This window comes from Methanomassiliicoccales archaeon, from assembly GCA_013415865.1.
Classification (GTDB): domain Archaea; phylum Thermoplasmatota; class Thermoplasmata; order Methanomassiliicoccales; family UBA472; genus MVRC01.
The window spans coordinates 1,805,037-1,818,080 of sequence record CP058896.1 but is presented as its reverse complement, the minus strand read 5'-3'; the positions used below and the strand labels follow the sequence as shown (position 1 = coordinate 1,818,080).

Annotated in this window: 8 protein-coding genes and 1 CRISPR repeat array; of the genes, 4 read left to right on the top strand and 4 right to left on the bottom strand. The window is 47.6% G+C overall.

Features of this window, described 5'->3' with window-relative positions; genetic code table 11:
* Positions 1-23: 23 nt before the first annotated feature.
* Positions 24-1,214: direct repeats of the CRISPR family, unit length 36 nt; unit sequence GCTTCAATTGGGCCAGGTCGTATTAAACCTGGTTAC.
* Positions 1,215-1,387: 173 nt separating this feature from the next.
* The gene (gene cas2, locus HPY73_09200) at positions 1,388-1,684 is read right to left on the bottom strand and encodes a CRISPR-associated endonuclease Cas2 (GenBank protein ID QLH75766.1); all 297 of its coding nucleotides are present in this window, start codon (positions 1,682-1,684) and stop codon (positions 1,388-1,390) included.
* Between the two features lie 4 nt (positions 1,685-1,688).
* Positions 1,689-3,296, bottom strand: coding sequence for a CRISPR-associated endonuclease Cas1 (gene cas1 / locus HPY73_09195; GenBank protein ID QLH75765.1), 1,608 nt, complete (start codon positions 3,294-3,296; stop codon positions 1,689-1,691).
* 150 nt (positions 3,297-3,446) lie between these two features.
* Here cas1 and cas3 point away from each other — a divergent pair, with 150 nt between their 5' ends.
* Genes cas3 through cas5u6u form a run of 4 tightly spaced genes read left to right on the top strand, consistent with a single transcriptional unit; the run spans position 3,447 to position 10,874 of the window.
* A complete protein-coding gene (gene cas3 / locus HPY73_09190) occupies positions 3,447-5,999 on the top strand; it encodes a CRISPR-associated helicase Cas3' (GenBank protein QLH75577.1) in 2,553 nt (850 codons plus the stop codon).
* Positions 5,999-8,422 carry a type I-U CRISPR-associated protein Csx17 gene (csx17, locus tag HPY73_09185; protein QLH75576.1) on the top strand — a complete coding sequence of 808 codons (2,424 nt, stop codon included), beginning with the start codon at positions 5,999-6,001 and terminating at the stop codon, positions 8,420-8,422. Before cas3 ends, csx17 begins: the two co-directional genes overlap by 1 nt.
* Before the next feature lie 30 nt (positions 8,423-8,452).
* Entirely contained in the window at positions 8,453-9,412 is a 960-nt protein-coding gene (gene cas7u, locus HPY73_09180) for a type I-U CRISPR-associated protein Cas7 (GenBank protein QLH75764.1), read from the top strand.
* Positions 9,413-9,464: 52 nt separating this feature from the next.
* A complete protein-coding gene (gene cas5u6u, locus HPY73_09175; GenBank protein QLH75575.1) occupies positions 9,465-10,874 on the top strand; it encodes a type I-U CRISPR-associated protein Cas5/Cas6 in 1,410 nt (469 codons plus the stop codon).
* A 3-nt stretch (positions 10,875-10,877) separates the two neighbouring features.
* On the opposite strand, the gene HPY73_09170 is transcribed toward cas5u6u, so the two are convergent.
* Together HPY73_09170 and HPY73_09165 are read right to left on the bottom strand one after the other, a co-directional pair.
* Complete coding sequence (locus tag HPY73_09170; GenBank protein QLH75574.1) at positions 10,878-11,711, bottom strand: radical SAM protein; 834 nt, start codon at positions 11,709-11,711, stop codon at positions 10,878-10,880.
* Entirely contained in the window at positions 11,698-12,987 is a 1,290-nt protein-coding gene (locus HPY73_09165) for a hypothetical protein (protein ID QLH75573.1), read from the bottom strand. The genes HPY73_09170 and HPY73_09165 overlap by 14 nt, the downstream gene beginning before the upstream one ends.
* Positions 12,988-13,044: the final 57 nt, after the last annotated feature.

Here is a 13,044-nt window from a genome sequence, read left to right as displayed (position 1 = left end):
GCCAATGAGAGAGCGACCGGCTAGCTTCAATTGGGCCAGGTCGTATTAAACCTGGTTACTACGTACTGTACCACGGAGATTGTCAGAAGAAAGAGCTTCAATTGGGCCAGGTCGTATTAAACCTGGTTACGACGAGCACAACGCGAAGGTGATCGGGCAGCGGCAGCTTCAACTGGGCCAGGTCGTATTAAACCTGGTTACATCGTCGCCTCATGGATATGCTGCAGCTTCTCGAAGGCGCTTCAATTGGGCCAGGTCGTATTAAACCTGGTTACACGGATGAGTCTGTTGCATCGGTCGGCATTGACATAGCTTCAATTGGGCCAGGTCGTATTAAACCTGGTTACGACAGCGGCGTCTGCATCGCCTCGAATATCAGCTGCCTGCTTCAATTGGGCCAGGTCGTATTAAACCTGGTTACAGGCAAGGCCTACAGACAATGTGGATGAGGAACAAGCTTCAATTGGGCCAGGTCGTATTAAACCTGGTTACTTATCGGATCAAGCGTCCCGTAGAATGCTGCCACCGCTTCAATTGGGCCAGGTCGTATTAAACCTGGTTACCCCCTAAGACCCCTACAAAGTCTAAGAAGAAGAAAGCTTCAATTGGGCCAGGTCGTATTAAACCTGGTTACGCGAACAAGGCGGTCCCGACCGTGAGCGGCCGTGATTACAGCTTCAATTGGGCCAGGTCGTATTAAACCTGGTTACCCTCAAAATCCACGCCGTCGGCTACTCCTTCGATAAGCTTCAATTGGGCCAGGTCGTATTAAACCTGGTTACATCTCTCATAGCTCTTTTTCCGGGCGGTTTTCCGCTCGCTTCAATTGGGCCAGGTCGTATTAAACCTGGTTACAAGTATCGCGATGGACGGCACCGTCAGCTGCAAAAGGCTTCAATTGGGCCAGGTCGTATTAAACCTGGTTACAGATGAAAGTAAGGACAAAGCTGTTAACCAGACGCTGCTTCAATTGGGCCAGGTCGTATTAAACCTGGTTACCTATCCTGCGCCTCAATCAACCACCTCTAAATTTGGCTTCAATTGGGCCAGGTCGTATTAAACCTGGTTACGTATTCTGTCGAGGTAACGGGCCTGAAGCTTGCCAGGGCTTCAATTGGGCCAGGTCGTATTAAACCTGGTTACAGCAAGACCTCTTTGGGTCGAGCGGATACTACCACGCTTCAATTGGGCCAGGTCGTATTAAACCTGGTTACGGCGGTCCAAAACGCTCCGATACTGGGCTCGATAGGATTTAACCGAATTTCGAGAGGTTATCTGATCTACGTGTTTTTACTTTTATCGATTAAGAACTTATCCGGGATTTAATTGATACTGGGTTAACTTTCGAGAGGGGTCGGCCCATTTTTCATCACACTACCTCTCGAAATCATACAATTATCGAGTTGACGTAATTCTCTTCGGGCTTTTGACCGATGAACTCGATCTTCATCTCGTCATATTGTCGAGAAGGCCCCAGGTCAACGATCATGATCCTGTCCGCATCATGATTGATGACCTCTTCCAACTTTGAGATCAATATCATTTTTCCTTGTTTTGTAAGATCACATCGGAACACTGAGTAGTGCAAACGGACCCCGAACTCCCTCATGATCCTATGGACGTTACGCAACCTTTTCTCATCCTTTATATCGTAGCTCACTAGATAGAACGTCAATCCGCCGATGGCATCACCTCGTCAAGAATGGTTGATATGAGTCTATCTCCCTTGTCATGGCCCTTCCAAGAAGTCTAGCCTGAACCTCGATTATCCTCCTATAGCTAACAGTATAGCCAAAAACTGGGTGTGTGACCTCAGTGTTGATCCTTCTTTCATAAGCCGCTATCAATTTTTTCTTACCATTCTGACTGAAGGATGTCCCAATCTTTGTTATAATGAAATCACTCTCCTTGAGCTCGCCATTGTTGAAAGCGGTCATCACGATTGAATCTGCGATGATGGGCCGGAACTCTTCCATCAGGTCCAATGCCAACGCGGGCTTTCCATGCTTGGGCCGGTGGTATACCCCAAAATAGGGGTCAAAACCGACCAGGAGAAGACAATTAAATACATCTTTTACCAACATGCCATATGAATAAGATAAGGCCGCATTGACGGGGTCCCCGGCCGGTCTCTTGTTTCTCTCATTGAAATCAAAGGGGCAGTTAGATTTCAGCATATTATTGAATCTTGAAAAATATATCTGGGCTGCCGCCCCCTCTATGCCCAATAAAGAATTGTTGTCCTTACTTTCAAGACATCGTTCTGCCAATAGGTCCAATGTCTCAAGACTCTCGCTCGGGCATTCCTTGTCATTCCTTCTAAGAAGGGTCCTGCAATTTTTGATCTTCCCATATATCATCATCTTTGCAATGTTGTTTGATAACGTTCCATCAAATCCTGTTTTGAATTGTGCCATCCTTAGACCGATGTTCTTATTGAAAGTGCCGATCGCATATCCATTGAACCATCCTGAATGAGAGAAGAAACCGATAGGGACCCCCCTGCCCATAAGTTCAACCATTGCGGGAATGGTGATGTTGGCACTACCATAGACCGACAGCTGGGATATGTCGTTCAAGGGCCTGTCTGCCACCATCTCCCCCTCTTTCCATATCTCGATCCTTCCTTCGCTCTTCCTTATCGAGTGCCCCTCCCCGATAACATAAATAGGGGTCTGATCGTCCCTTGAAGGGTACAGACGCCGGATCTCTTCACCTACTCCTTTCATGGCATTCGTTTCGTCCGGGAGACATATTGACGCAAGTGAACATCCATAGCATCTTGGGCTGTCGACCAGGGGAGGGGGTGGACGGTCCTCATCAATCATGTTTTTCATAGAGGCCAAGGCCTCCTTTGTTTTATCTATAAGCTCTTTGGTGAAAGATATGGTGACCCGTTTCTTTGATGCAATGTAATAGATGACCCCTCCTGTTGTTTTAAAACCATTTTCGATCAGTAATAGTCCCTGGACGCACAATTGGACCATTTCAGGTAGATAGGCATTGAATTCATTATCTGGCATCTTCCCTTTTTTATAATCAACAGGAGTGGCGACCTCACCTTCGATCTCTAGGAGGTCTATCTTCGCTATCGCTCCCAGGTTCGTACTTCCGATCGTGACGGACCTGGAATGTATGACTGTACCGTCCATTGCGTCCTCTTGTACGGATGTGCCAGGCCTATCCACTCTCTTATGACCGAGCCTCCCTTCGACCGTGTCAGCTGAGTCCTTGAACTCACCTTGTACCCACTCAATATAGCAGAGCCTAGGACAATAGACGTATTCGTTCACCATCCTGGCTGGAATCAAGAGGTCTTCTCTCAGATAATCACCCTTTGTAGATTCTTACAAATCATGTTTAGATTGGACGGTGTTCATCCTTTCCACATTGAAAGAAAAATAATTGGGATAATAAGCTTATTTTAAGATGGTATCAATAAAAATTTGACTGTCAAGCAATATCAATATAAAAATGATTGCGATTCTATCAAATATATCTCGATAAAATTTCATTGGAAAATGCATATGATAGGGGGGAGTTGGTCAGTGCAGCATCAATATTCAAGTTACGAAGTATTTTTTAAAAAGGCATTAGGCGTAGAACCTTACCCATATCAAGTGCGGTTCGCAACGTCTGTCGACCTCCCTGAGACAGTCGTTGTGCCGACAGGGATGGGGAAAACGGCTGCAATTATTATTGGTTGGCTGTGGAGGCGCAGACATGCAAATCCGGATGTGAGGAAAGCGACCCCTCGCCGCCTGGTCTATTGTCTCCCGATGCGTACATTAGTAGACCAGACCTATGAATCGACAATTGAATGGTTGAATAGATTAGGAGAATCCATAATGGATGTTACATCCCGCGGGGGTTATGGGAATTCCCCTAGAACTCAATCAATTCATTCGGGAGATTCAGGACAAATTGATGATTCCTTTGACAGACAGAAAAGCAGCGAAGATATCATTGTGGTAAAGATCATGGGGGGTGTCGATGAACCACGATGGGATGACTATCCCGAAAAGGATGCCATCATAATAGGAACTCAAGATATGCTTCTATCAAGGGCCCTGAACCGTGGATATGGTATGAGCAAGTATAGATGGCCTATGCAATTTGGTCTTTTGAACAATGATTGTCTCTGGATCATGGACGAGGTCCAGCTCATGGGGGCGGGTTTGCCCACTACGACGCAGCTTCAGGCATTTAGACAGATGTTCGGGACGAGCAGGCCATGCCATTCAATATGGATGAGCGCGACGGTGAACTATGATTGGATAAGGTCGGTGGATTATGAAAGATTTGCCCGACCAGAAAACAGTCTACGATTGATGGATGAAGAGATGAGAATGCCCCATATGGCCAAAAGACTTCAAGCCAATAAATCAATAAAAATGGTGGAGTCGGGTGTTGACGATATAGAGAAACTGGAAAAAATTGTGATGGAGGAGATGGCTGAAGGCGAGATTACGCTCGTAATCGTCAACACCGTGAAGAGAGCGAAAGAACTATCCCGCAGGCTCAACAAGAAAAAAATGGACCATGTTCTCCTTCATTCACAATTTCGAGAGAGGGAACGTATTGAAAACCTTAAAAAATTGCTAGACCGCCCTCAAGGGAAAGGGATTATCTGTATTGCAACCCAGGTCGTAGAGGCTGGGATTGATGTATCAGCCAAAGTGTTGATAACTGACATGGCGCCCTGGTCTTCTATGGTACAGAGGTTCGGACGGTGCAACCGCTACGGCGAGCATGAAAGTGGGAAGATAATATGGCTAGATTTGACTGGCGGCAAGGATTATCATGTTCCTTATGAGAAGGATGCGGTCGACAAGAGCCGAGAGGTCTTGTTGACGCTTGAAGGAAAAAATGCCTCTCCGTCCGAACTTCCCAATGCTGAGATGGACACAAAAGTCTATGATATCGTCAGGAAAAAGGATCTGATGGACCTATTCGATACCACCTCCGACCTTACTGGAGGAGATGTGGATGTCTCTCGCTATATACGCGATGTAGATGACAGGTATGCACGTGTATTCTGGAGGGACCTTAACCATAACGACCCCCCAGAAGATATGGGGTGGCCATCGAGGGATGAGATATGCAATGTCCCGATAAATGAGCTAAAAAAATTTCTTCAGAACGAAATAAAAGGTTATCAATACGACCAATTGAATGGAGAATGGTCAAAAATAAATCCAGACCGCATCAGGCCTTCGTCGTTGATTATGCTCGATAGCATTGATGGCGGTTATAGCATGGATTTGGGATGGGATCATAAATCGGAAAAAAAAGTTCCATCGCTCTATGACGAATGGACCATCCAAGACGATTCTTGGATGGGGAGCGATGTCTATTCTGAATCTGATTGGATATCGATTGAGGATCATAACAAGGATGTAGCGAATTGTATGCAGGCCATACTCGATGACCTTGCTTTGGATGATTACTTGAGAGATGCATTGATAACTGCTTCCTATTGGCACGACTCTGGAAAGGCTCATTTCGCATTTCAGGAAAAATTTGATATACAATTAAATCAGGACAAGGAAGGAAGGAAGATCTGGGCAAAAGGAAAAATTGGGAGCAAAGGTCCTAGAACATACTTCCGACATGAACTGGTCTCTGCGTTAATGGCGGATGCAGCGGGCAAAGGTCCATTGGTGTCTTATCTGGTGGCATCCCATCATGGGAAAGTAAGATTGTCTATCAAGTCGATTCCTGGTGAGAAAAAGCCGGATGACCTCAACAAGCGATTTGCTAGAGGGGTTTGGGATGGGGACAGGCTCCCAAGGTTGGAACTTGGAGGAGGCCATGTTTCCGAAGAAATGGAGATCGACCTTACATTAATGGAGTTGGGAGGGGGAAATGATGGCCGACCCAGCTGGACCGAGCGAGTTCTTAGATTGAGGGACGGGGCTGAATTGGGGCCGTTCAGATTGGCATTCCTCGAGGCAATTCTGAAGGCAGCTGACGAAAGGGCAAGTGGGGGGTTCTGATGACCGATATTGTTTTCAAGGGGGTTACTATAGAACCATTTGGGTCTTATCTCAAAGCTTTGGGGATGTTCAAAATCATAGCAGAGCAGTATGACCCCAATACAAGAAGTCGATGGACCCCGGATGGGTTATTCTGTTTAAAATGCAAGGGCGAAGCTGATGACATCGTTGATTTCTTCATGAACATATATTCTCCATCTCCAATCGCCAACCCATGGAGCGGTGGGAGCGGATTCTATCCGGGGGATAATCGATCGTTTTTAGAAATAATAACCGCATCAAATGATTCCAGATTGCAAGATTACAGATTGACCATACAAGCGATTGAAAAAGTGATGAGCAGGGGCGATAAACCGGCAAACGAAGAGGTTGTGAAAGAAGAGCGGGATCTTTTCAGTCGAGAGGTCGGCTGCCCTCCTGAGTTGGCCACCAATGATGTCATCTCAGCCAAATTGAAAGAGTTGGGAATAAAGACGGATTTGGCAAAGCGTTTGGAAGATGCGATGGTATTAGTAAATATCTGGGATGGTCTGCAGAAGGATGGATTTCTGTCCGATATGAAAGGACTCACTCTCGAAGAGACGATTTCGTACATTGATCGATTAGATAAAAAAGACAGGGATAAGAAAAAACGGCTTAAAGAGCTAGTAAAGGAAATGAAAAAAAGGACAAAAAAGGAGAACAGAAAATTTCGTGATGAGAACAAATCTGAGATCGTGAAAATGGTCAGGTCGGTCGTCCCTGACAGAGCGTTGGATTGGATTGACGCAGCTACCAGGATAGATGATAATGATGAGTTCAGACCATTCCCTATCTTATTGACCGGAGGGAATGAAGGAAACATGGACTACGGGAGAGTTTTCATGGGAAATGTGATTTGTGCATTGCTTGATGATATGGAAACTTCTAAAAAATGGTTGAGGGGGGCTTTATTCAATGAGGAGGTGAGCAATCTTCCGAAGTCGCCAGTGGGATATATAGACCCCGGAAGGGCAGGTGGTTATAATCAGGGACAAGGTATCGAGAGCAAGGACTTCCCGACCAATCCTTGGGACTTTATTCTCGCCATGGAAGGGTGTACATTGTGGGCAGGGAATATTGTAAGAAGAGGAGAGAACTCCATATCTTCAGCTTCTTCACCGTTCACTGTGAAAAATGTTGCAGTCGGTTATACTTCTGCATCTGAGGCGGATGAGAGAAATGCTAAATCTGAAATCTGGGCTCCGATTTGGACGAAGGATGTGGGATTGCCAGAATTCCGCTTCTTCATGTCTGAAGGAAGAGCAGACGTAGGAAACAAAAGGGCATCGACCGCAATTGAGTTCGCAGAGGCCGTTGGCACCCTTGGAACCGATCGTGGGGTTGTGGGATATTGCAGATATGGGATAATGTTGAGGCGTGGTAAGAGCTATGCCTCGGTGCCATTAGGCCGATATGCCTTCGGTCTTAGAAAGGAAGCTGAAATAATAATGCAGGTCAACCCAATTCTAGAAAGAGTAGGACGATGGTTGTCGGATTTTGATGATTCTCCGAAAGAATTGAAATCATCGATACGAAGGGTGGAGCAGTCGATGATGGAGGCTTTGAATTTCGGTGGGCCTGTGAAGACAATAGGACTTTTGATGTCATTAGGGCAGTTAGAGATGGAGATGACTAAAAGAAAGTCAGATGATCGGCCTTTCATAGATAAGGCGCTTGGTGGAGAGTGGTTAATCTATGCCAATGATGGAAGCATAGAATTCAGGATTGCCAGTGCCTTAGCATCGATTGGTCCAACGGAATCGGTTTATCCCATCAGTGGCAATCTCGGACTTTATTTCGATTGGAAAAATAAAAAATGGTCGAATGAACAGCTCTCTTGGAACGGTAGGGACCTTTACTCGAAAATGGCTAACACCGTAATCAGAAGGGTGATGGATGCTGAGAAGGCGGGTATTTCTTTGAACCCGTTCCAAAGTAAACTCAGAGTAACGCCGAACGACATTGACGTCTTTATAAAGGGCAATGTTGACAAGGAAAAGATTGAGCGATTATTACATGGAATGTGTCTACTAAGATGGGGGGATATCGATAGGGGGCTTCTTCAAGAAGTTCAATCCGATTTTAATAATAAAGTAGGTCCAATGCGTATCGATCGAACCTGGGCAATATTGAAAATGACGTTCTTGTCGGACCCTATTGTGGCAGATTCGGGAGAGGAGATAGAGCTGAAAGCCGATGCAAAGGTGGTACCACTGTTGCTCGCTGGAAGAGGCGAGGAGGCCATAAAAACCGTCTCAAGACAACTGTATCTGGCAGGATTCAACAAAGTGAATGTGGCACCAATTAAAGGGACTGAGCTATCATTGGCCGCGTCTCTATTAATCCCGGTGGAAAGTAAATTTTATAAAGATAGAAGGATAAAAACAATTCTGTGGAGTTAATGAGGTGAGGAAATGATGGAGGAGATAAACATTATGGAAAAGCTTGCGAATGCGTCTAGAATGCTGGCGGAAGTCGAGTTGAGACCTGTACAAGGTGACAGATTCCAACCAACTGGATTTGCTGACCTGGGAGCGGCGATTTATACGAGGCCAGATGGAAAACGGATGAACCTTCTCGAAAGCGCCCAGTCGATGGCGAATCGCTTAGAGAAAGTTTGCATCGAAGGGGATGGTCCGCATATTTCAAAGGAATTGGAAGGATTACCATACATTTTTGTTAAGATAAATGGTGACTCCCATGCTGAGACTAGTTCTTTAATCGAAGCCCATAGAATCAATTCACCGTATATAATCGGCAATGAACAGTTCAAGAACAAATTTATGCAAATGTCAAAATATAGAGATGATCAGCCTTTGGATTGGGGGGCCGTAGCCAAGACAATTTTTTATTTTGATCCTAATTCTCTTATCCATGGTGTCTTCATGGCGAACCTGGGGATTGGACGTGTCCGGACACCCAGAGCACTTACCGGATTTATTGAGGCCGAAGAGGTCTTGGAAGCGGCCTCGGGCGGTGTTAAGAACGATTTAATCGATCCTACAGGGAAACTACGTGTGAAAGGATTTAATAAAGACAATGTCTATGGAAACGTTCCATATCATAGGATGGAATATACCGCAGCTAAAATAAAGGCATATTTCAATCTTGATCTCTCCCTTATCCGTGGTTATAAGCTGGATAAATCCGCTGAGGAACTTCTGATTGTGTTGTCCTTATATAAAATCAGAAGATTCCTAAGTGGAGGGCTCAGACTTAGAACGTCCTGTGACCTCAAACAGGTCGGAGAGCTAGTGGTCACATCGCCATCAGGATTCATCATACCGACGGAGGGTGCATTATTGCAAAAGATACGGGTCTTGATTGACGAATGCAATAACAAAGGTCTGTTCTGCCCCCCTAACGAACGGGTAATAGAGGTAACGGTATAAAGACAGAAGGAAACCTCGACCGATCAATGATCGTCCCGGTAGGGGATATACTATGTTCGCTATAGAAATCAAATTTCGCACTGGCATGTATCATGCAACACCATGGGGAAGAAATGTAAACGAGGGGGCAATCGAGTGGCCACCTAGTCCTTATAGGCTTATTAGGGGGCTTTTTGATGTGTGGAAAAGAAAATGCCCGCAGCTCAACGAGGGTGAGGTGACCAAAGTTCTTTCATCATTGGCATCCGAGGCCCCGAAATACCGATTGCCACAATATTGTTCGGCCCACATCAGGAGCTATCTTTCAGAGAATGATTTCAATCCTCTGAAAAAACAATTGATCTTCGACTCGTTTGTTGTGGTCGAGCCCAGTGAAGCTTGCGTGATGATTTGGGAAAGAGCGGAATTAGACTCGACGCAACGTGAGGTTCTTTCAGAGCTCCTTGAAAACCTCAACTATCTTGGCAGGTCAGAATCCTGGGTGGAGGCCAGCCTCGTTGAAAATAAGGTTATGACCTGGAACTCAGCACCTGTGGATTGTATGGGAACCCTTGATCCTAATTTTAGATATTCCAGGGTCGCATGTGTTAAACCATATGATGGAACGAGCGGATGGTTGACAAACCTCACATATGGTACGGACCTGATGATAAAAAGGGGTGATGCTCGCCCTCCTTTGTTAACATTTATTAATTATTTAGTCCCAGACCCTGAGGATGGACTTGCGAATCATGGAATAAAAAGATATGAAAGGGCCAATGCTGTCCTCTATAAGCTTCAATCGGACCTTAGACCTAATATGACAAAAAGCCTGGAAATCACCAATCAGGTCCATGTGAGGTTGATGGGCATTAATAAGGCCATGTTCGGGGAAGATTCCATCTCTTACAAATTCAGTGGAAAAAAGAGCGATGGATCTCCTATAACAGGTCACAGGCATGTTTACATACTGCCATTGGACATGGATGATGACCTATTGCTGGACCATCTTTTAATAATGTCGAGAGAACCTTTCACTGAGGACGAGATGAACATCCTCGACAGATTGACAGCCCTATATCAGCCTGGAGGTCGGGGGGACATCAGCTTGGTCCCGATAGAATGGGGGGCACATAACAGGACCTCTGTCTCTAAAAGTTGTAAAACATTTCAGAGTGCGACCCCTTTTGTTCCATCACATTATTACCGGAAGGGGCGTGGACCATTCGATGAATGGATAGCGGAACAGCTGAAACGAGAATGTGAGAATGCCGGTCTCCCTGCGCCTGTCAGGATACAACCGATTCCGTTCCTTCGAAAAGGGTCGCGACAGGTCAAATGGTATGAGTTCAAGAGGTCCCGAAGGGGAGAACAAGAAAGATATGGAATGGGGTTCAGGATCGAGTTCGAAAAAGAGGTGCAGGGGCCCTTCGCCATAGGTTACGCATCGCATTTCGGCCTGGGAATGTTCGTTCCAGAGTGAGACCTAGAACGCTGTCTCGAACCTCATCCCCATTCTGGTGCATTCGTCCCTTACAAGCCTGACCGACATCTCCGCCCTGTAGGGGTCGCTCAATACGCCCTTGCTCCTGACAATGTTCGCCGTCAGGAAGGCCATCTCAAGCCCCGGCCTCATCCTCAACCTGTCCGCCATGACCCTCTTGCACCCGGTGGCCGCGATCGCTCCGAGAAGTTCTCTTATCTCCTGTTGCTCAAGGAAAGGGAGCACAGGGCCGACCATCGCATAGCATTCGATCCCGGAATCGGCCAATCTCCTCAAAGTCTCAACCCTGGCGACAGGCGGTGACGCCTTCGGTTCGATCCTCGATGCCAGGTCCGCGTCCATGGTCGTTATGGTCACCCCGACCTCCGGCCTCGCGGTGGACCTGATAAGTTCGATATCCCTCAGCACAAGGTCCGACTTCGTCAGGATGGAGATGGGGTTGTCGTGCCTCGCTATCTCCAGCAGGCACTTCCTTGTCAGAAGCAACAGCCTCTCAAGAGGCTGGTAGGGGTCGGTTACCGTTCCTATGCCTATCGTGCCCCTCTTTGTCCTGAGCTCCCTGTTCAACAGCACAGGGATGTTCGACCGGTATCCCACCTCGCTCGACCATGTCTCCCTTTGCCTCCTTACGACGTCCGGTGCGAAGCAGTATATGCACCCGTGCTCGCATCCGATATAGGGGTTCAGACAAAAATCCAGTCCTGGCAGGCTGCTCTTCGACAGGGCGGTCGATGCCTTCGCCTCATAGACCTTGACGGACGGCGGCCCTTTCCTCTCGCCATCGTCAAAGAAAAGGTCGAGGTCAAGAATAGTCATCGATCCTCCTTTGTCGCAGGTAGTCCTTTAGCACCTCGCTGGCCGAGAGCCATCTTCTGACCGGTATGTCCATGCGCCGGCCTATATGCAACATCGCCTCGTTCAGGCTATTATAGTTCGATGGCCTCTGCATCAATGCCCTCCTCACATTCTCTCTGACGTTCCAGACCCCTACGGGCATGATGTAACCGGGATGCGCCTCCCTGAAGATCACTGCCCCCGCGGTCCTCCTCTCCCTCATCAGAAGTTCATTGACCGCAAGCCTGGCCGCGTAGTAGCAGCCCCCGATCTCTGCATACTCCCTCCTGCCATCATAGAACTCGTGCGACGAGATGACCTCTATCTGTCTGCCGAGCGGGTTCCATGCCGTGTTGGGGTACCACGCCTCGATGAGCTCATACCTCCACGAGGTCGGCATCAATAGGACCGACCATCTGTTGTCGAGCTGGTCCCAGTCATAGACCCTCCATTCCGAGATCTGCGGGAAGGTCTTGGTGGTCTTCAATAGATCTTTACCCAACGTGTCGTCGACGGCGGTGATGCTCCAACGGGTCGGGACCAGCCTCCTGTTCCTCTCTATGCCGAAGGCCCCTACGCTGAAGGCCTTTTGCAGCTTTGAGATCAATACGCCTTGCTTGTAGAGCGATGTCACCGCCTCGACCGCGCTGAGGTCCGTGTCATAATACGCTTTCTCAACCTTATGGTCATACTTAGGGTTGGATATCTCGAAGTCCTTGAGGGCCGCGCTCGGTCCGAAAGGCTGGATCTCATCGTCCAATACTATCTTTCCAGAGGGCCTCTTGCTGAAGTTCGCCTCCACGTCGACGGAATTGATGGACAATGCAAGGTCCCTTGTGAGGTCCATCATCCTCCCGGCGTTCTGAAAGTCCTTGACCGAGACCTTGAACTTGCCCCTCACCAGGCGGAATCGGAATTCCACTATGTCCTCGATCGGGCGGCCGACCCATTCCTCCGGCGTGTCCATGAACCCCGTGTCGCCAAGGTCGGGAGGGACGAGCGGCCCGACGTCCACCTTGGGATAACCATATCTGCCGACGAAGACACCAGGTGGACTGCTCCCTGACAGCTCTAAGGAGTCTATCAGCGGCCTCGTCCTCTGATGGGCATAGTACTTGACCATGAGGGAGCATCTTTCTTTTCCACAGAGGTTCTTGGAGCCTTTACAGAGCACGCAGGGGTTCGTGGCCGTGAGCTCCCCTGCTTCTAACGGACCGAATAGGTCCTTGAAAGCCTGGTCGGCGACCCTGTAGCTCATTCTTATCGGACCTATCCTACGAGCATTCAATATTTACCGTTTGTCCAGGGGTCATCG